Consider the following 20750-nt stretch of genomic DNA (forward strand, 5'->3'; position numbering starts at 1 on the left):
ATGTGGGGAATTATCGCAACCTGGCGAATGGCGCTTGAAGGGGTCACGGAGTCTGCGTCTGCGCTGGCTGCGGGGAAACCGGTAGCAGAAGCGGTGGTCGATGCCGTTGCTGCCGTCGAGGACTTCCCGTTGTATAAATCCGTCGGCTACGGCGGGCTGCCAACCGAAAATGGCGAAGTCGAACTGGACGCGGCGTATATGGATGGCGATACGCTTGCGTTTGGGGCCGTGGGAGATCTGGTTGATATTGCGAACCCGGTGCGTGTCGCCCATGCGCTAAGCCGCCAGCGCTATAACAGCCTGCTGGTCGGCCAGGGCGCGCGCGAATGGGCGCTGAGTCAGGGGTTTGCCAACAAAACCATGCTTACCGACCGCGCGATGCAGCATTACCGTAAGCGCTGCCGGGAGACGCTGGACAAAGGCTTAAGCCCGTACGATGGGCATGACACCGTCGGGATTATTGGCCTCGACAAAAGGGGGTCGATGAGCGTGGCGACCTCCACCAGCGGTCTGTTTATGAAAAAGCGCGGCCGTATTGGCGACTCGCCGATTATCGGCTCCGGCTTTTACTGCGACAGTGAAACCGGTGCCGCCACCGCCACCGGCGTGGGGGAAGACCTGATGAAAGGCTGCACCAGCTACGAAATTGTTCGCCGCATGGCACAGGGCATGTCACCGCAGCAGGCGGCGGACTCGGTGGTCTTCGAACTGGAAGACAAACTGATGTCGCGCTTTGGCCGCGCGGGCGATCTCTCGGTGGTGTGCATGAATAATAAAGGCGAATTCGGCGCCGCAACCAACATCAAAACCTTCTCATTTGTGGTGGCAACGGCCCGCCAGCCTCTCACCGTATTTCGCGCCGAGCGCCTGCGGGAAAAAACGCACTATCAGCCCGTGGATGAGGAATGGATGCAGGCCTATGCCGCGCGGATCCGCGCGCCAGTTGAGGAGTCACAATGATTACCTTTGAGCTTATCACCGACCTTGCAGACGCAAAGCCCCAGAGTCATCTTATTGCCCGGGCCGCCTGCGCGTTACTGCCGGACACCGCACTCATCGCTGAAATGCGTGAACAAAACGCCGTCGCAGATACCCGCTTTGGCTGTGCTCCGTTTGCCAGAATCACGCTGCTGCCGGATGCGCTCTGGCAGGACAGTCTGACAGAAGGGTTACTCGCCGCCCTCCGTCCACTGCTGGCAGCCCCGGTCAGCGCCGATGTGGTACTGGATGTCACGGATATTGACGAGGTGGTGCTGACGCAGGTTCTGCGTTTTCTCTTTAACCAGGCGTATGACCTTCGCGATCTGCAGCTTAAGAAAACCGATGGCAAAAGCGTTCGCCTTCGCCATGTCACCGCCCTGTGTCATCCGCAACAGCGTGAAAGGCTGGACGCTCTCTTCCAGCAACAGCAGGCCATTGCCCGAGGAATGGTCGCCGCGCGACGTCTGGCGGATATGCCGTCCGATCGCTGTACGCCGCAGTATGTCGTCGACGAAGCGCAAAAGCTGTGCGCCGCCTTCCCCGCCCTGCGGTGTGAAGTGCTTGATGAAAAGCAAATTATTGAACAGGGTCTGGGGCTTCTGCATGCCGTCGGTAAAGGCGCGACCTGTCCACCGCGGCTGCTGGCCATTCACTATAACGGCATCGCTGATGGCCCGGTACGCTGTTACGTGGGCAAAGGCATAACGTTTGATACCGGTGGCCTGTGGCTGAAGGAAGGCGCGGGCATGTACACCATGAAATATGACATGTGCGGGGCAGCGAACGTGCTCGGGTTGATGCTGAGCGTGGCAGAACTCGGCCTGCCGGTTCGTATTATGGGCGTACTGGCGCTGGCGGAAAACGCCATAGGACCGGATGCGATGCAGCCGGGCACGGTGGCCAACGCCTGCAACGGTATCACGGTTGAAATCAACAATACCGATGCCGAAGGCCGGCTGGTACTGGCGGATGCGATCGCCTGGGCCAGCCAGCGTCATCCGCAGGCTCGCTATATTATTGATATGGCGACTTTAACCGGTGCCGTCGTGAAAGCGCTGGGGTACGAGCTGAATGGGTTAATGACGCAGGACGAAGCGCTGCGTCAGGCGCTCACCCGCGCGGGGAAACGGAGCGGTGATGAGGTGTGGTCCCTGCCGCTGGATGCACGGTTAAAAAAACAGACCGACAGCGCCATCGCCGACCTGTGCAATACCCCACCCAATAATGCGGCGATCAGCGCATCGGCGGCCTGGCTGTTACACCATTTTTGCCCGCCGACCATTCCATGGGCCCATCTGGATATTAGCGGCACGGCGCTGTGGCGTGAGAACGGAAAAAGCGTGGCCTCGGGCAGACCCATTCCACTTCTGGTTGAGCATTTGCTGGAAGACAGGTGAGTTTTAGCCAGTGGCACTGGTTCTCCCTCTGCGCCAGGCAGAGGGAGAAAAGCGCATCACAGCTTCAGAATATCTTTTACAAAAGGAATGGTCAGCTTGCGCTGCGCGGTAATCGAAGCGCGATCGAGCTGATCGAGCGTATCAAAGAGCGTGCGCATTTCCCGGTCCAGGCGCTTGAGCAGGAAACGCCCCACGTCTTCCGGGAGTTCAAAGCCGCGCAATCTTGCGCGCAGCTGTAACGCCTGAAGTTTGTCTTCATCCGACAGCGGCTGCAGCTTGTAGATTTGCCCCCAGTCCAGACGGGAAGCCAGATCCGGCAGCCCCAGATTCAGCTGGCGCGGCGGACGATCGCCGGTGATCAGCAGCCGGGTTTTCCCCGACTCCAGAATGCGGTTATAGAGGTTAAAGATCGCCATTTCCCACGGCTCATCCCCCGCCACACATTCGATATTATCGATGCAGACCAGTGAGAGATGTTCCATTCCCTCCATGACTTCAGGCACAAACCAGGTACGTTTATCCAGCGGCACATAGCCTACCGCATCACCCCGCGCGGAAAGCTCCGCACAGGCGGCATGCAACAGGTGGCTGCGCCCCGCGCCTTCGCGTGACCAGATATAGATGTATCCGCTGTGTTCCTGACGCAGCACGTTTTGCAGTGCAGCCAGTAAAGAGGGGTTATCACCCGGCCAGAAACTCGCAAAAGTTTCGTCGTCAGGGAGATAGAGTGGCAGAGAGAGCTGTGCCGGTCCGTTCAGAAGTACCTCAACCAGATCTTACATAAAATCGGCGGTGAGTTTAGCACGGAACGTGCAAGGAGAGAACCGGGCGGATCGTCCGCCCGGTTTTACGATCAATGTGACGCTTTTTCGCTGTCTTCAGCATCCAGCACCACTTCTTCCGGGCGCAGGACGGAGATCAGTTTGAAGATCAGGCTCAGGCCCACACCCACGATGGTCGCGAGCGCCATGCCTTTCAGTTCAGCCGCACCGATGTGCACCTTCGCGCCGCTCACGCCGATGATCAGGATCACGGAGGTGAGGATCAGGTTTTGCGCTTTGCTGTAGTCCACTTTGGATTCAATCAGCACGCGAATACCGGACGCGCCGATCACACCGTACAGCAGCAGAGAGACGCCTCCCATTACCGGTACCGGAATGATCTGGATAGCCGCCGCCAGTTTGCCCACGCAGGAGAGCAGGATGGCGATGATTGCCGCGCCGCCAATGACCCAGGTACTGTAGACACGGGTAATCGCCATCACGCCGATGTTCTCACCGTAGGTGGTGTTAGGCGTAGAACCAAAGAAACCGGAGATAATGGTAGAGAGGCCGTTGGCAAACATCGAGCGGTGCAGACCCGGGTCGCGGATCAGGTCACGTTTAACGATGTTTGCCGTCACCACCAGGTGACCTACGTGCTCAGCAATAACCACCAGCGCCGCGGGCAGGATCGTGAAAATGGCAAACCATTCAAAGCGCGGGGTATAGAAGGTTGGCAGTGCGAACCAGTGCGCTTCAGCAATAGGCGTGGTATCAACAACGCCCATCACGAAGGAGAGCGCGTACCCCGCCAGCACACCGATCAGGATCGGGATAATCGCCATAAAACCGCGGAACAGCACGGAACCAAACACCGTTACGCCCAGTGTCACCATCGAGATAATGATGGTTTTGGAATCCGGTGACTGCCCGTCAGCAGGCAGCAGGCCAGCCATATTGGCCGCCACGCCCGCCAGCTCCAGACCGATGACGGCGACAATGGCCCCCATTGCGGCTGGCGGGAACATAACGTCCAGCCAGCCGGTACCGGCCTTCTTCACAATGAAAGAGACCAGGCAGAAGAGGACGCCACACATAATGAAGCCGCCCAGCGCCACTTCATACCCCAGCGGCAGCAACAGCAGAACCGGTGAAATAAAGGCGAAGCTTGAGCCGAGATAGGCAGGGATTTTGCCTTTACAGATAAAGAGGTAAAGCAGCGTACCCACACCGTTGAACAACAGCACGGTAGCCGGGTTAATGTGAAACAGGATTGGCACCAGCACGGTTGCGCCAAACATGGCGAACAGATGCTGCAGACTAAGCGGGATTGTCTGTAAAAGCGGCGGTCTTTCACTCACCCCGATAGCACGGCGCGTCATAGTGTTTTCCTCTGAGTAGTATTGTTGTTGGCGTTTTATTCAAAAAAAAGCCGACTATCAAAGTCGGCTTCATTATCGTTATTCGATTATTTAGTACCAAAAATCTTATCGCCGGCATCGCCAAGCCCCGGGATGATGTACCCGTGCTCATTCAGCCCCTGGTCGATAGACGCGGTATAGAGTTCGATGTCCGGGTGCGCTTTTTCCAGCGCCGCGATACCTTCTGGTGCAGCAACCAGCACCAGCACTTTGATGCTGCTGCAACCGGCTTTTTTCAGCAGGTCGATGGTGGCAATCATTGAACCGCCGGTCGCCAGCATCGGGTCAACCACCAGGGCCATACGCTCGTCGATGTTAGACACCAGCTTCTGGAAGTACGGTACCGGCTCCAGGGTCTCTTCGTCGCGGTAGACCCCAACCACGCTGATGCGCGCGCTTGGCACGTGCTCCAGCACGCCTTCCATCATGCCGAGGCCGGCACGCAGGATGGGCACAACGGTAATTTTCTTACCTTTGATCTGCTCAACCTGAACCGGGCCGTTCCAGCCCTCGATGGTCACTTTTTCCGTTTCCAGGTCAGAGGTCGCTTCATAGGTCAGCAGGCTGCCGACTTCAGAAGCCAGTTCGCGAAAACGCTTCGTGCTGATGTCATGCTCACGCATCAGGCCCAGCTTGTGTTTAACGAGTGGGTGCTTCACTTCCACAATCTTCATTCTCTTTCTCCTCTGAGGGGGCAACCGCAAAAAAATCGCGGGATTATACCGCTTTTTTCGGATTGCACCATACCCAACTTGCTTGACGTACATCAAGCAAAGTGTTTTAGAGGCAAAAAAGCCGGAGGGCAAGCTCCGGCTTTTTGCGTTTTTACTCTGCTGGAATTAAAGAGTGTCGCCGTTGCTGGCTATCACCTGCTTATACCAGTCAAACGACTTCTTCTTACTGCGGTTCAGGGTGCCGTTACCTTCATTGTCTTTGTCGACAAAGATAAAGCCGTAGCGTTTTTTCATTTCACCCGTTCCGGCAGACACCAGGTCGATACAGCCCCACGGGGTATACCCCATCAGATCAACGCCATCTTCGACCACCGCTTTTTTCATTTCGCGGATGTGCGCGGCAAGGTAATCAATACGGTACTGGTCATTCACCGAACCGTCGCTCTCCTGCACGTCGATGGCGCCAAAGCCGTTCTCCACGATGAACAGGGGCAACTGATAATGATCCCAGAACCAGTTCAGGGAGTAACGCAGGCCCACCGGATCAATCTGCCAGCCCCAGTCAGATTTCTGCACGTACGGGTTGGAGACCAGGCTCTTACTTTCGTCGTAATCCAGCTCCGGGTTATCCGCCGTCGCTTTGGTGGCGAAAGACATGTAATAGCTAAAGCCAATGTAATCGACACACCCCTGCGTCAGCGCCGCGTTATCTTCTTCTGTGATATCCAGCGTGAAACCGCGACGAGCAAAGTAGTTAAGGAGATGCTGTGGATACTTGCCGCGCACGTGGACATCGGTGAACCAGTAGCGACGGTGCATGGCGTTCATCGCCATCATCATATCGTCCGGGGCACAGGTCAGCGGATAGATTGGACACATGGCAATCATGCAGCCGATCCGCAGCGACGGGTTAATGTCGCGCCCGGCCTTCACCGCCAGGGCACTGGCCACCAGCTCATAGTGTGCCGCCTGGAACATCACCGGCTCGCGGTCTTCGCCCGGCTCGTACTTCAGACCGGAGTTGGTAAACGGTGCAAAGTCTTCGTGGAAGTTGGCCTGGTTATTGATCTCGTTAAAGGTCATCCAGTACTTCACTTTATGCTGGTAACGTCTGAACACAACCTCCGCAAAGCGAACAAAGAAGTCGATCAGCTTACGGTTACGCCAGCCACCGTATTCGGTGACAAGGTGGAACGGCATCTCGAAATGGGAAAGGGTAATAACCGGCTCGATGCCATACTTCAGGCACTCGTCAAACAGGTCGTCATAGAATTTCAGGCCAGCTTCATTAGGCTCCAGCTCGTCCCCTTTCGGGAAGATACGCGTCCAGGCGATGGAGGTACGGAAGCATTTGAAGCCCATCTCGGCAAAGAGTTTGATGTCCTCTTTATAGCGATGGTAGAAATCGATGGCTTCATGGTTAGGGTAATTTTTCCCTGGCAGCACGCCGTTGGTGATTTCACGCGGCACGCCGTGCGCGCCGGCAGTCATCACATCGGCAACGCTGATCCCCTTACCGCCCTCGTTCCAGCCCCCTTCCAGCTGATGCGCTGCGACCGCACCGCCCCACAGAAAATCTGCTTTGAATCCAGACATACACTTTCCCTCATTCTGCGTTATTTTCTGCAAAAACAATTACAGAAACCGGTTTCATTCTGATGATGTGCAAAGGGGCTTTCTGTTGCAAGGAGAAAACCGAAACCGGTTTCATTTTCGTGAACAGACTCAACTTTAGGCGCATTCGCAGGGCCTGCTGAAAAAAAAATCCTCTCGCCGAGAATAGGCTCGCAAACGTTTGCCTGGACTGTTAGAATTGCGCCGATTTTTCTTACTAGCTATGCAATCGCGTGGGGACTTGAGCCGTGACCAACAAAACTTCTCTCAGCTACAAAGATGCCGGTGTTGATATTGACGCAGGTAATGCGCTGGTTGACCGAATCAAAGGTGTGGTGAAAAAAACCCGCCGCCCGGAAGTGATGGGTGGTCTGGGTGGATTCGGCGCACTGTGCGCGCTGCCGCAAAAATATCGTGAACCTGTTCTGGTCTCGGGTACTGATGGTGTAGGGACGAAACTGCGCCTGGCGATGGATTTAAAACGTCACGACACGATCGGTATCGATCTGGTCGCGATGTGTGTTAACGACCTGGTGGTTCAGGGCGCAGAGCCGCTGTTCTTCCTGGATTACTACGCGACCGGAAAACTGGACGTGGATACCGCAGCAAGCGTCATTAACGGCATTGCCGAAGGGTGTCTGCAGTCTGGCTGTGCGCTGGTCGGTGGTGAAACCGCCGAAATGCCCGGTATGTATCACGGCGAAGATTATGACGTCGCAGGCTTCTGCGTTGGCGTAGTAGAAAAATCAGAAATTATCGACGGCAGTAAAGTGGCTGATGGTGATGTGCTGATCGCGTTGGCCTCCAGCGGCCCGCACTCGAACGGCTACTCTCTGGTGCGTAAAATCCTCGACGTGAGCGGCAGCGATCCACTGACCACCGCGCTTGATGGCAAGCCACTGGCTGACCATCTGCTGGCGCCGACCCGCATCTACGTGAAAAACGTGCTGGAGCTGATTGAGAAGGTTGACGTTCACGCCATTGCCCACCTGACCGGTGGCGGCTTCTGGGAAAACATTCCGCGCGTACTGCCGGACAACACCCAGGCGGTGATTGACGAATCGTCCTGGCAGTGGCCGTCCGTCTTTAACTGGCTGCAGACTGCAGGCAACGTGAGTTCACACGAGATGTACCGCACCTTTAACTGTGGCGTGGGCATGGTTATCGCGCTGCCAGCAAGCGAAGCGGATAAGGCGATTACGCTGCTGACCGACAAAGGTGAAAACGCGTGGAAAATCGGTATTATCAAAGCATCCGATTCCGAACAGCGTGTGGTCATTGAATGAAAAACATTGTGGTGCTCATTTCCGGTAACGGAAGCAATTTGCAGGCGATAATTGACGCCTGCAAACAGAAGAAAATCAACGGCACCATTCGGGCAGTATTCAGCAATAAGGCCGACGCGTTCGGCCTTGAACGTGCCCGGGAAGAGAACATTCCCGCGCACGCGCTGGAAGCCAGCCAGTTTTCCGGACGTGAAGCGTTTGACCGGGAACTGGTTCAGGAGATTGATGCCTACGCGCCTGACGTTGTCGTGCTGGCGGGGTATATGCGTATCCTGAGCCCGGCATTTGTCGGGCACTACGCTGGTCGTCTGCTGAATATCCACCCTTCCCTCCTGCCGAAGTATCCCGGCCTGCACACCCATCGTCAGGTTCTGGAAAACGGCGATGAGGAGCACGGTACCTCCGTGCATTTCGTTACCGACGAGCTGGACGGCGGGCCGGTGATCCTGCAGGCAAAGGTGCCGGTCTTTGAAGGTGACAGCGAAGACGACGTTACCGAACGCGTGCAGACGCAGGAACACGCCATTTATCCTCTGGTGGTAAGCTGGTTTGTTGACGGGCGTCTTCAGATGCGCGACGGTGCCGCCTGGCTGGACGGCGTCAGGCTCCCTGCACAGGGTTATGCCGCTGACGAGTAGTTTGTTTGATGTGCCCGGCGGCGCGACGCCTGCACGGGCCTGTGGTCTTCACTGTCGGGTGAGCACCGCGCTTCCCGACATGCCCTTCCCCCAACCCTCTAAAATCCCCCAGAAAAAAAATAACTGTCATACTTTTCTGGCACTGTTGGACATATCGTGGAAATGCTCGCCATAATAAGGACGAGACGGATTTACCACGTCCTGTGATTGAACTGGAGTGTGAGCTGTAATGGGTCAGGAAAAGTTATATATCGAGAAAGAGCTAAGCTGGTTAGCATTCAACGAACGTGTACTCCAGGAAGCGGCAGACAAAAGTAACCCGCTTATCGAGCGTATGCGTTTTCTGGGGATTTACTCCAACAACCTGGATGAGTTCTACAAGGTTCGCTTTGCCGAACTGAAACGGCGAATCATCATCAGCGAAGAACAGGGCTTAAACTCTCACTCGCGCCATCTGCTGGGCAAAATTCAGTCGCGCGTATTGAAAGCCGATCAGGAGTTTGACGGCCTGTATAACGAACTGCTGCTGGAAATGGCACGCAATCAAATCTTCCTGATTAACGAACGTCAGCTTTCTGTTAACCAACAAACCTGGCTGCGTCACTATTTCAAACATTACCTGCGCCAGCACATTACCCCTATTCTGATCAACCGCGAAACCGATCTGGTGCAGTTCCTGAAAGATGACTACACCTACCTCGCGGTGGAAATTATTCGTGGCGACACGATTCGTTACGCATTGCTTGAGATCCCGTCCGATAAGGTGCCGCGGTTTGTGAACCTCCCGCCGGAAACCCCGCGCAGACGCAAACCAATGATCCTGCTCGATAACATCCTGCGTTACTGCCTGGACGACATCTTCAAGGGCTTCTTCGATTACGACGCGTTAAACGCCTACTCCATGAAGATGACCCGTGACGCCGAATACGATCTGGTGCACGAGATGGAAGCCAGCCTGATGGAGCTGATGTCATCCAGCCTGAAACAGCGCCTGACCGCGGAGCCGGTGCGCTTTGTTTATCAGCGCGATATGCCAGATGCCATGGTGGAAATGCTGCGCGACAAGCTGACCATTTCTCGCTATGACTCCATCGTGCCGGGCGGTCGTTACCATAACTTTAAAGACTTTATTGGCTTCCCGAACGTCGGCAAGGCCAATCTGGTGAACAAACCGCTGCCGCGACTGCGCCATCTCTGGTTCGATAAATTCCGCAACGGTTTCGACGCCATTCGCGAGCGCGATGTCCTGCTCTACTATCCTTACCATACGTTTGAACACGTGCTGGAACTGCTGCGTCAGGCTTCGTTCGACCCGAACGTACTGGCGATCAAAATCAACATCTACCGTGTGGCAAAAGATTCCCGCATCATCGATGCGATGATCCATGCGGCGCACAACGGCAAAAAAGTGACCGTGGTGGTTGAGCTGCAGGCACGCTTCGACGAAGAGGCAAACATTCACTGGGCGCGCCGTCTGACGGAAGCCGGTGTCCACGTTATCTTCTCAGCGCCCGGGCTGAAAATTCACGCCAAGCTGTTCCTCATCTCCCGTAAAGAGGGGGAGGACGTGGTGCGTTATGCCCACATCGGGACCGGGAACTTTAACGAAAAAACCGCGCGAATTTATACCGACTACTCGCTGCTGACTGCCGATGCACGCATCACTAACGAGGTTCGCCGGGTGTTCAACTTTATTGAGAACCCGTACCGCCCGGTCAGCTTCGATTATCTGCTGGTCTCGCCGCAGAACTCACGCCGCCTGCTGTACGACATGATCGATAAAGAGATCGCCAATGCCCAGAAAGGGCTGTCGTCGGGCATTACGCTGAAACTCAACAACCTGGTCGACAAAGGGCTGGTGGATCGTCTGTATGCGGCGTCCAGCTCCGGCGTTCCGGTCAATCTGCTGATACGCGGTATGTGCTCACTGATCCCTGAACTCGAAGGCATTAGCGACAATATTCGCGTGATCAGCATTGTTGACCGCTACCTGGAACACGATCGGGTCTATATTTTCGATAATGCGGGTGATAAACAGGTCTATCTCTCTTCTGCAGACTGGATGACGCGCAATATTGACTACCGAATTGAAGTCGCGACACCGCTCCTGGATCCGCGGCTGAAGCAGCAGATCCTCGATATCATCGAGATTCTGTTCAGCGATACGGTGAAAGCACGCTATATCGACAAAGAACTCAGTAACCGCTATGTACCGCGCGGCAATCGCCGTAAAGTGCGGTCGCAACTGGCGATTTACGACTATATCAAATCACTCGAGCAACCCGATTAACCTATGCCGATAAATGATAAGACCCCACGCCCGCAGGAATTCGCCGCGGTCGATCTTGGTTCTAACAGTTTCCACATGGTCATCGCCCGTGAGGTGGATGGCGCGTTGCAGATCATCGGTCGTCTGAAACAGCGTGTACACCTGGCGGATGGTCTTGATGAGCGCAGCATGCTCAGCGAAGAGGCAATGGAGCGAGGCTTAAACTGCCTGTCGCTGTTTGCTGAACGCCTGCAGGGCTTCTCGCCCTCCAGCGTATGCATTGTGGGCACCCACACGTTGCGCCAGGCGCTGAATGCGCCAGAATTCCTCAAGCGGGCCGAAAAAGTGATCCCCTACCCCATTGAGATCATCTCCGGTAACGAGGAAGCCCGTCTGATTTTCATGGGTGTTGAACACACTCAGCCGGAAAAAGGGCGCAAGCTGGTCATCGACATCGGCGGCGGCTCTACGGAACTGGTGATCGGCGAAGATTTTGAGCCGCGTCTGGTCGAAAGCCGTCGTATGGGCTGCGTCAGCTTTGCGCAGATGTATTTCCCGGGTGGCGCAATCAGCCGCGAAAACTTCCAGCGCGCGCGCATGGCCGCTATCCAGAAACTGGAGAATCTGGCCTGGCAGTACCGTATTCAGGGCTGGAACGTAGCGCTGGGCGCATCGGGCACCATCAAAGCGGCACATGAAGTGCTGCTGGCAATGGGTGAAAAAGATGGGTTTATCACCCCAGAGCGCCTGACCTTGCTGACCGAAGAGGTGCTGAAACATAAAAGCTTTGACGCCTTAAGCCTGCCGGGTCTTTCCGACGAGCGCAAAGCGGTATTCGTACCGGGGCTGGCTATCCTGTGCGGCGTATTTGATGCGCTGGCAATTAAAGAGCTGCGTCTTTCCGACGGCGCGCTGCGTGAAGGTGTGCTGTATGAAATGGAAGGCCGTTTCCGCCATCAGGATATTCGTAGCCGCACCGCACAAAGCCTGGCAAACCAGTACAATATCGACCGTGAACAGGCGAAGCGCGTGCTGGAAACAACCGTTCAGATATACGACCAGTGGCAGGAGCAGAACCCTAAGCTGGCGCATCCGCAGCTTGCCGCCCTGCTGAAATGGGCAGCGATGCTGCACGAAGTGGGACTGAATATTAACCACAGCGGAATGCACCGCCACTCAGCCTATATCCTGCAAAACAGCGATCTGCCTGGCTTCAACCAGGAGCAGCAAACCATGATGGCGACCCTGGTGCGCTACCATCGTAAAGCCATCAAGCTTGACGATCTGCCGCGCTTCACGCTGTTTAAGAAGAAGCAATTCCTGCCGCTTATCCAACTGCTGCGTCTCGGCGTCCTGCTCAATAACCAGCGTCAGGCCACCACCACCCCGCCCACGCTGAAGCTCAAAACGGATGACAACCACTGGACCCTGAGCTTCCCGCCAGACTGGTTTAGCCAGAATGCGCTGGTGCTGCTGGATCTGGAAAAAGAGCAGCAGTACTGGGAAGCGGTCACCGGCTGGCTACTCAAAATCGAAGAAGAGAGCTCAGACGTCGCGGCGTAACGGCTCAGGTCTCGACCGGCGACGCCTCTGCTTCCAGCAGTGACTCAAGCGCCACCGGTCTGCCAATCAGATAACCCTGCACATAATCGATACCTAGCGCGTGAACCGCGCTACGTATCTCTTCTGTTTCGACATACTCCGCGACCACCAGCATTTTCTTCATTCGCGCCAGATGGCAAATCGAGGCCACTATCTGATAGTCCAGACTGTTGTTGACGATATTGCGGATAAAGCTTCCGTCTATCTTAAGGATATCGGCGTCCACGCTTTTTAGCCGCGCGTAGCTCGCATAGCCGGTACCGAAATCATCAATCGCAATGCGTACCCCCATTTTTTGCAACTGCCTGAGGGTATGTAACGCCTGCTCACCACTGCCGAAGGTGCTGCACTCGGTCACTTCAAATATCAGCTGCCAGGGTTCCACGGCGTATTTCGCCAGCAGACGACTCACCTCAGCCGGGAACTGCGCACGGCACACGGTGGAAGGGCCCAGATTAATGGCAAAACGCTGGCCGGGCAGATGTACCCGATGCTCTGCCAGGAAGCGTAGCGTGTTCTCCAGTACCCACAAATCAACCCGCGACGACAGACCAAATTCCTGGGCGACGGGCAGGAATTGCAAGGGAGAGAGCAACGCCCCGTTTGCATCTGACATCCGCAGCAACACTTCGTGGTAGCAATCGCCCCGCACGCCGCAAACCGGCTGGACCAGCAGAGTAAACGCGTTACTGTCGAGCGCACTTTGCAGACGGCTCATCATCGCAACCTTGTCCTTCAGGCTACGCTGGAGATGGACAGCACCGCGCTGCTGCAGATTTTCCGGATGGTTGGTCGAAATCGACAGATCGGCAATTACCCCCAGTTCACCGAGGACCAGATAGAGATGGGTCACCGGTGAGCGCACATAGCAGTAGCTCACGCCCACCTGAGGCTGCAGTGGCATCCCATCCCAGACAAAGCGGAACTGTTTAATATGCTCGTCCAGCGCCTCAATGCGTTGCTGGTGCGATTCCGCGTTAAGGCGAACCGCCAGGTCACAGCCGGTGAGGTGATAGACCCGCTCACTGGGCTGCAAGGTGCCATTGACCCACTGCGCCAGCTGCTGTTTATACAGGATCCGCAACAACACCCCGTAATTTCGGCCCAGCACCTCCAGCTCCGGAATGCGCAGCAAACAGAGCGCCGACCACGGGTTTTTGGCAAGATCGCGCGACAAGGCCCGCAGGTTCGGCATATGGACAACCGGGTCGAGTAGCGCCAGCCTGCGGGAACGTTTATTCGCGGCGCGCTGGCAGGTGGCCAGCATCGACATGTAAATCACCACAAACGAAAAGACCAGATAGCTGGAAGAGGTAATTGCCAGCTGAATGTCATACCCGGACTGTTGAGGGATATAGCGGTAAAAATAGTGGATGGACACCAGCAGCACCGGGGTCCAGATAAGCGACATCAGCTTATAGCCAAACCGCATCGCTCCCCACAACATCACCGGCATCAGCAACGACAGGGTGTAGTTGGTGGTGAAAATCGAGCTGTTTTCATTCATCGGGAGCAGCAGCAGGGTAAGCAGTCCGCCAAGCGCAATGGCCCACAGCAGAAATTCAATGACCGTCACCTTTTTGTCTATCTGCATTCGCACCTGCGAGACAAGACTTCTGATATACCGCGGATGGCGAATCAGACGGATCAGTAAATAGCTTAACGGCACGCCCGTCAGCCCGCTGACCAGCAGCGTCTGATAGTTAATCAGCGTGCGAATATTAAGCGGGGTCAACCCCTCGAGGCTCTGACGGCTCTCATACACCCCCAGATAGAGGGCAAACTGGAACAGCACCAGAAACAGCGTCGCAGGGCAAAAGGCCTGCCAGAAGATACGCTGCGCCATCAGTCTGACATCCCCGTAAGCCGTCATGCTGCGTCTGGGCGCAAACACCCGATAACCCCCCCAGCTGAGCACAACGGGGACAATAAAATGAAAAATGCCGGCGATGGTTTCGAACAACCCAACCGACGGGTAGTAGCGGATGAACAGTGACAATACGATGCCGGGCAGCGCTTCCAGACCAAAAAACATCATCACTGAAAGCAGAAAGGAGAGAGGTAAATAATAGAGTGCCACCAGACCATCGCCCAATCGGGTAAAGGTATTGGCAACGCTTAATACAGGCAGTAAACCCACCGGTAAAATAAGCGGTAAAGCCCACCAGCGGTCTTTATTGTTTTTCAGGAAAGAAATAATGTTCATAGATGCCCGTTTAAACCCCTTTCGCTCCAGAGGGAAATGAAGACAGGCATCCAACCTGACGTACCTGCCGCCCGACAACGTGCGGGGCGAACAGCATGGAGGTGGGATTTTAAATACCAGGCCAGGGAAACCGTTGACTTAAATCAAACTAATTTACTCAAACGATCCTTTCTTACATTTTTTTTGAAATAGTTTTCTTCATATTATCAATATGGTAAATGCAATTATTAATTTCAATAACATTAATTAATGTAACTATTGACGGTTATTTACACATTTGCGAATTGACCCTCTCTTCCCGCTGTGCCTTAATATCCCTGTCGCCCAAAAGGGCATGCCCAGGAAAAACACAGTGAGTCAGGCCACGCGTATGCGAAAACGACATCAGTTCAACACCCGGATGACCCGCATCATACTGCTTATCAGCTTCCTGTTTTTCTTCGGCCGCTTCGTTTACTCCTCTATTGGCGCCTGGTATCACCATCAGGACAAGGCCCAGTCACAGCAATCCAGCCTGACCGTTGATTCAGCCGATCGCTAACGCGTCGAAGGATTTTGTAATATCCGAATTATCCCTGCTATTCCTTTGCTCAGGATTTTATCCTGGCGCATCACCACAGCCAGCTGTCGCTGCAGCACGGGCGTGAGCGACATCATGCATAGCCCTTCGCGGTCAGCCGCCAGGTCTACGGCCATACGCGGCACGATACTGTAGCCAAGCCCCGCACGTACCATCCGCTTGATCGCCTCGATGCTGCCCAGTTGCATCACCGGCGTGAGGATTCGCCCCTCGGCCGCAAACCAGCCGTCGATCAGCGCCCGGGTGCCGCTGCCTGATTCAAAAGCAATGAATGGCTGCGCGTGCAACGCAGCCGGCGTCAACGACTGAAAACCGTCCTGCTGGTCCAGCGACGCGATAAAAACAAACTCTTCGTCCATCACCGGCGTAACGTCGAGCGCTCTTCCGCTCACCGGTAGCGTCACCAGCCCCATATCAAGTCGGTTTTCTTCAATTGCCCGGACGATGTCGAGCGTATTGCCGGTCGTCACGCCCACTCTGAGAAGCGGATAGTCACGCCCGAGCTGCTGCAACAGCGGCGGCAGAAGATGAATGCAGGCCGTTGCGCCCGTGCCAAGCGTAATGGTGCCACTCACGTCGTGGCTGAACTCACTCACGGACCGAATGGCTTCATCCACCGCCTGCTGAATACGCTCCCCGTGCACCAGCAACGCCTGCCCGGCAGCCGTGGGTTTGATGCCCCGCCCGGTACGCTCTACCAGCCGGGTTTGCAGAAACTGCTCCAGCTGGCGGATTTGCAGGCTGACGGCCGGCTGGGAAATGCCCAGCAGGTCCGCCGCCGCGGAAAAACTGCCGCGCTGGATAACCAGACGGAACGTCGCGAGATAGCCCAGGTTGAGCGTTGTCATTCAAAGTTTCTCTTATACAGCGCATAAGGTGACTGACCTGCCAGCACAATAGCGCGCTCGCTATGCTCAGGACAACTGCATAACGGAATGAAAAACAATGAAAACACATGTCCTTCCCCGTCACCTCGCCCTCCGGGCAGGTTGTCATCAGCTTATCAACTGGGGGATCTCGTTTTATATGCCCGGGACCTTTGCCCAGGCCATTGTGGCCGACCGGGGGTGGTCATCACCGCAGCTCTACCTCGGCCTGACGCTGGCGATGCTGGTAATGGCGATGGTCTCCCCTTTTGTCGCCCGACTGCTGGCGTACGCTGGCGGGCAGAACGTGGTGATGAGCGGAACGTTACTGATTGCTGCAAGCTGCGCGGGCATGGCATATACGCAGACGCTGTTCGGCTGGTACGGTGCCTGGCTGGTTGCCGGTATCGGAATGCGGCTGTCGCTGTATGATGCGCTGTTCGCCGCGCTGGTGAACCTGTACGGCCAGCAGGCACGCAGAACGATCTCGCGCATCACGCTTGCAGGCGGGCTGGCCTCAGCGGTTTTTTGGCCGCTGGGTGATGGACTGCTGAAAGTGATGAGCTGGCAACACGCATTGCAGATCTACGCCCTCTTTGGCCTGCTGAGTGCGGTGCTGATTCGCACGCTTCCCCACCAGCAGCTGGCGGCCCCCCCGCACGTTACCGCGCCGCCCGTGCGCGAGGAACGGCGTAACGGCTGGCGGTATGCCACGTTTATTGCCCTCATGACCTTTGTCTCTAACGGCACGTCCACCCATCTGCCGGAGTTTATTGCCAGTTTTGGCCTGCCGGTCGCCATCGGCATGCTGTGGGGAGTAGGCCAGACGGGCGCACGCGCCACGGAGGTGCTGGCGGGTGCACGCTTAACCCCGCTCAACCTGACGCTCCTGACCGCCCTCGCCATGCCGCTCTGCTTTGTTATCGGGTTAAGCAGCTCGCTGTTTGTCGGGTGTGCCGCCGGTTTTGTGCTGGGCTACGGCGCCATCAACGGGCTGATGACGATAGTAAAAGCCACCCTGCCGCTGACGCTTTTCAGCGCCGAAAGCTATGCCCGCCGCACCGGCATGCTGCTCATTCCCGCACAGCTTTTGGCCGCGGCATCGCCGTTTGCCTATGCGTGGCTAAACAAAACGCTGGGGATCGCCGGCGCAATGTGGGTTTCCACCGCGCTGACGCTGGTGATTGCCGGGCTGGCGATAGCGATTGTGCGCAGTACCAACCCCGCGCGAAATGATGAAATGTATCCCACTGTATCCGGAGCGCCACGCTGACAAGCCGGTACAAAACGCCGTTCCCCGCAAACATCCCGGATACATAAAAATGGTTTTCTGTGTCTGTCATTGTTTGAAACCGAATTTGAAACCGATTGAGGAGAGACTCAGATGATCCGTCGTTATTTACTGCTCCCTGCACTTGTTCTGGCGTCAGCAACCTGCTCCTGGGCCGCACCGCTGGATAACCTCAGCGCTGCCGACGTCAACGGCCCTGCCGCTGTTGCCCCGCTGGAACGTCCACAGCCGGCCGCTAAGCTGATTGTCGATCCACCGCTTGCCGGCCCGCTGAGCAAGGGGGCGGTCTTTATTCAATACCGGGCTGAAAACCTGCGCATCGAGCCGGTATTCGGGCCCGATGCGCTGAAGGTCACACCACGTATCGGCCATATCCATGTCGTGGTGGATGACGCCCCCTGGCACTGGGCCGATACCAGCGGAGAGCCAATCATTCTGGTTGGGTTACCCGCCGGGAAGCATAAAGTGACCATAATTCTGGCCGACCCCACGCATAAACCCATCGACCATAAAACCATTGAATTCACCGTACCGCCTCACGCAACGGTCCATCATTTTTAAGGAGCCAGACAATGAAAGCACGTTCTGTACTGACGGCGGGTCTGCTGGCGCTTTCAGCCAGCGCCTTTGCTGAGAGCAAAACCAGCGTGGTGCTGGTCCATGGCGCGTTTGCCGATGGCAGCAGCTGGAACAAGGTCATTACCCGGCTGCAAAAACAGCATACCGAGGTGATTGCCGTCCAGCTGCCGCTCACGTCGCTTAAAGATGACGTTGCCGCCACCCGGCGCGCCATTGCACGGGCGCATGGCGATGTGGTGCTGGTAGGTCATTCCTGGGGCGGAACGGTGATCAGCGAAGCGGGCAACGATGCACGGGTAAAATCCCTGGTGTACGTAGCGGCCTTTGCGCCTGATTCCGGCCAGTCGACGGCGGACCTGGCGGGAAGTTACCCACCGCCAGCGGGGAGTGCGGATATCGCAAAAACGGCAGACGGGTATTTGTTTCTCCCGCCAGAAGCCGTGATGAAAGACTTCGCACCGGATGCAGGCGCCGTTGAACAGCAGACCATTGCAGCCACTCAGGGGCCGATCAAGGCCGACGCGTTTGCGGAAAAAGTGAGCCATGCGGCCTGGCATGAAAAGCCAAGCTGGTTTGTGGTCAGCAAAAATGACCGGATGATTAACCCGGAGCTTGAACGTGCGATGGCGAAAACGATCCACGCGAAAACCACGGAAGTGGCAGCAAGCCACGTGTCGATGGTGAGTCAGCCGGATGATATTGCCCGCACGATTGAGCAGGCAATCACAAACCATTAAGAATGACACAACAGCCCGCGTATCGCGGGCTTGCAGAGCGTCGGGTTACTTCACTTTCTGCACGTCAGTATCTTGCGCCTTCAGCGCCGTTCCATCCTGCGCTGCTGGCGCCATCAGGGGAACCGGCTTGCCGGTACGCCTGTCGATCAACAGCGAGTGGCGCTCCCCGCGTTCAAACAGATGCTGCTCTCCCCACTGGCGAAGCGCAACGACGATGGGAAACAGGCTTTCGCCTTTGTCCGTCAGGACATATTCCTGATACGACGTACCGTCCGACGCCCCCTGCATCGCGAGAATGCCCGCGTCGACCAGCTTGCGCAGCCGGTCAGCCAGAATGTTGCGCGCAACCCCGAGATCCCGCTGAAAATCCCCGAAACGGCGCATGCCGTCAAAAGCATTACGCACAATCAGAAGCGACCAGCGATCGCCAATCAGATCGACGCTGCGGGCAACGGGACAAAATTCCTGTTCAATCGGTTTACGAGACGGCACAGCGTTACCCCGGCAGGTCAGTCAACAATAACTGGTTGCATTTTAAAACTGCATAGCCTAGCCTTCAACTGGTTTCTTTTTAAAACCACCTTACCCAGGGCGAGGATTTGAACATGTCACACGCGTCACCACTACCGTCAGATCGAAAAACCGGGCACGTCCGCTCAGGCGACATGCCGCGTAGCCTGGTGTGGCTGTTCGCCCTCGCCAGCGGCTTAAGCGTGGCCAACGTCTATTACGCACAGCCGTTGCTTGACGCGTTGTCCAGAGACTTTAGCATCAGCCATGGTGCCATTGGCGGCGTGGTCACCGCCACGCAGATTGGCTGTGCTCTGGCTCTGCTGTTCGTGGTTCCTCTGGGGGATAAAGTGGATCGCCGGCGTCTGATGGCGCTACAGCTTGTCGTACTGGTCGCCGCACTGGTCACGGTCGGCATGGCGCAGACGTCAACGATGCTGCTGGCGGGTATGCTCGCCACCGGCATGGCAGGAACGGCCATGACGCAAGGGCTTATCGCCTATGCCGCCAACGCCGCGTCGCCGCATGAGCAAGGCCGCGTTATTGGTGCGGCACAAGGCGGGGTATTTATGGGCCTGTTAGTGGCCCGCGTCGTCTCCGGAGGCATCAGTGATATCGCGGGCTGGCGTGGCGTGTATCTCTCTGCCGCCGGGCTGATGGTCATTATTGCGTTTCCGCTGTGGTGGAGGCTGCCCCGCTTGCCTGCGGTGCCTGAAACGATGAGTTACCCGCGCCTGATTCACTCAATGCTGACCCTGCTGCGGGAAGAAAAAGTCCTGCAGGTGCGCGGCGTACTGGCTTTACTGATGTTCGCTGCGTTCAATATTTTCTGGAGCGCTCTGGTGCTGCCGTTAAGTGCCCCACCCTATAACTTATCGCATACCGCCATTGGTGCTTTTGGCCTGGCCGGAATGGCAGGCGCGTTAGCGGCAACCCGGGCCGGCGAGTGGGCCGATCGAGGATATGCCCGGCGCACCAGCGCGGCTGCACTGGTCATATTACTCCTGGCGTGGTGGCCGATTTCACTGATGGATCGTTCGCTCGGCATTTTGCTCATTGGCATCATGCTGCTCGATTTGGGCGGGCAGGCGCTGCATGTCACCAACCAGAGCCTGATCTTTCGCGCCCGCCCCGAGGCGCATAGCCGGCTGGTCGGGCTTTACATGCTGTTTTATGCCGTCGGCAGCGGTCTGGGCGCGCTGAGCACCACGATGACGTATGCCATCGCGGGCTGGCAGGGCGTCTGCCTGACTGGCGCAGCGGTGAGCCTGGTGGCGCTGGTGTTCTGGTGGGTAACGCGCAAGACAGGATAATGTTGATAAAAAAAGCCCGCGGGGT

The 20750-nt window shown here is 56.4% G+C and carries 18 protein-coding genes; 11 read left to right on the forward strand and 7 right to left on the reverse strand.

Annotated elements, in window-relative coordinates; genetic code table 11:
• Both L462_RS11205 and L462_RS11200 read left to right on the forward strand, forming a co-directional pair.
• Positions 1-960 (forward strand): N(4)-(beta-N-acetylglucosaminyl)-L-asparaginase, encoded by a 960-nt coding sequence (locus L462_RS11205; RefSeq protein WP_025203486.1) that lies wholly within the window; start codon positions 1-3, stop codon positions 958-960.
• Positions 957-2378, forward strand: coding sequence for a leucyl aminopeptidase family protein (locus tag L462_RS11200; RefSeq protein WP_032678665.1), 1422 nt, complete (start codon positions 957-959; stop codon positions 2376-2378). The genes L462_RS11205 and L462_RS11200 overlap by 4 nt, the downstream gene beginning before the upstream one ends.
• A gap of 56 nt (positions 2379-2434) precedes the next feature.
• Here L462_RS11200 and L462_RS11195 read toward each other — a convergent pair whose 3' ends face one another.
• From L462_RS11195 to L462_RS11180, 4 genes are all read right to left on the reverse strand, one after another.
• On the reverse strand, positions 2435-3136 hold the full coding sequence (locus L462_RS11195) for a DnaA inactivator Hda (RefSeq protein WP_212479862.1): 702 nt from the start codon (positions 3134-3136) through the stop codon (positions 2435-2437).
• Between the two features lie 95 nt (positions 3137-3231).
• Positions 3232-4521, reverse strand: a complete 1290-nt coding sequence (gene uraA / locus L462_RS11190) for a uracil permease (RefSeq protein ID WP_014171128.1) — start codon at positions 4519-4521, stop codon at positions 3232-3234.
• A gap of 86 nt (positions 4522-4607) precedes the next feature.
• On the reverse strand, positions 4608-5234 hold the full coding sequence (gene upp, locus L462_RS11185; protein ID WP_020883061.1) for a uracil phosphoribosyltransferase: 627 nt from the start codon (positions 5232-5234) through the stop codon (positions 4608-4610).
• A gap of 165 nt (positions 5235-5399) precedes the next feature.
• Entirely contained in the window at positions 5400-6830 is a 1431-nt protein-coding gene (locus L462_RS11180) for a 6-phospho-beta-glucosidase (RefSeq protein ID WP_020883060.1), read from the reverse strand.
• Between the two features lie 266 nt (positions 6831-7096).
• Between L462_RS11180 and purM the strand changes: the two genes are divergently transcribed.
• From purM to ppx, 4 genes are all read left to right on the forward strand, one after another.
• A complete protein-coding gene (gene purM / locus L462_RS11175) occupies positions 7097-8134 on the forward strand; it encodes a phosphoribosylformylglycinamidine cyclo-ligase (protein WP_032678666.1) in 1038 nt (345 codons plus the stop codon).
• A complete protein-coding gene (gene purN, locus L462_RS11170) occupies positions 8131-8772 on the forward strand; it encodes a phosphoribosylglycinamide formyltransferase (RefSeq protein WP_014171132.1) in 642 nt (213 codons plus the stop codon). Before purM ends, purN begins: the two co-directional genes overlap by 4 nt.
• 229 nt (positions 8773-9001) lie before the next feature.
• A complete protein-coding gene (gene ppk1 / locus L462_RS11165) occupies positions 9002-11062 on the forward strand; it encodes a polyphosphate kinase 1 (protein ID WP_014171133.1) in 2061 nt (686 codons plus the stop codon).
• Positions 11063-11065: 3 nt separating this feature from the next.
• Positions 11066-12604 carry an exopolyphosphatase gene (gene ppx, locus L462_RS11160; protein WP_020883058.1) on the forward strand — a complete coding sequence of 513 codons (1539 nt, stop codon included), beginning with the start codon at positions 11066-11068 and terminating at the stop codon, positions 12602-12604.
• Between the two features lie 4 nt (positions 12605-12608).
• On the opposite strand, the gene L462_RS11155 is transcribed toward ppx, so the two are convergent.
• On the reverse strand, positions 12609-14849 hold the full coding sequence (locus tag L462_RS11155; protein ID WP_032678667.1) for an EAL domain-containing protein: 2241 nt from the start codon (positions 14847-14849) through the stop codon (positions 12609-12611).
• Between the two features lie 370 nt (positions 14850-15219).
• Between L462_RS11155 and L462_RS11150 the strand changes: the two genes are divergently transcribed.
• On the forward strand, positions 15220-15390 hold the full coding sequence (locus tag L462_RS11150; protein WP_020883056.1) for a YfgG family protein: 171 nt from the start codon (positions 15220-15222) through the stop codon (positions 15388-15390).
• On the opposite strand, the gene L462_RS11145 is transcribed toward L462_RS11150, so the two are convergent.
• Positions 15387-16277, reverse strand: coding sequence for a LysR family transcriptional regulator (locus L462_RS11145; protein WP_032678668.1), 891 nt, complete (start codon positions 16275-16277; stop codon positions 15387-15389). The genes L462_RS11150 and L462_RS11145 overlap by 4 nt on opposite strands.
• 97 nt (positions 16278-16374) lie before the next feature.
• Here L462_RS11145 and L462_RS11140 point away from each other — a divergent pair, with 97 nt between their 5' ends.
• The 3 genes from L462_RS11140 (at position 16375) to L462_RS11130 (ending at position 18902) form a co-directional block, all read left to right on the forward strand.
• Positions 16375-17568: an MFS transporter gene (locus L462_RS11140; protein ID WP_032678669.1), complete on the forward strand. Its 1194-nt coding sequence runs from the start codon at positions 16375-16377 to the stop codon at positions 17566-17568.
• 111 nt (positions 17569-17679) lie between these two features.
• Positions 17680-18147 (forward strand): DUF6130 family protein, encoded by a 468-nt coding sequence (locus L462_RS11135; protein WP_020883054.1) that lies wholly within the window; start codon positions 17680-17682, stop codon positions 18145-18147.
• An 11-nt stretch (positions 18148-18158) separates the two neighbouring features.
• Positions 18159-18902, forward strand: coding sequence for an alpha/beta fold hydrolase (locus L462_RS11130; RefSeq protein WP_032678670.1), 744 nt, complete (start codon positions 18159-18161; stop codon positions 18900-18902).
• A gap of 45 nt (positions 18903-18947) precedes the next feature.
• Here L462_RS11130 and L462_RS11125 read toward each other — a convergent pair whose 3' ends face one another.
• A complete protein-coding gene (locus L462_RS11125) occupies positions 18948-19394 on the reverse strand; it encodes a winged helix-turn-helix transcriptional regulator (RefSeq protein WP_014171141.1) in 447 nt (148 codons plus the stop codon).
• A 113-nt stretch (positions 19395-19507) separates the two neighbouring features.
• Between L462_RS11125 and L462_RS11120 the strand changes: the two genes are divergently transcribed.
• Positions 19508-20725 carry an MFS transporter gene (locus L462_RS11120; protein ID WP_032678671.1) on the forward strand — a complete coding sequence of 406 codons (1218 nt, stop codon included), beginning with the start codon at positions 19508-19510 and terminating at the stop codon, positions 20723-20725.
• Positions 20726-20750: the final 25 nt, after the last annotated feature.

Origin of the sequence: Enterobacter sp. BIDMC 26 (assembly GCF_000534435.1) — a bacterium.
Lineage (GTDB): Bacteria > Pseudomonadota > Gammaproteobacteria > Enterobacterales > Enterobacteriaceae > Enterobacter > Enterobacter ludwigii.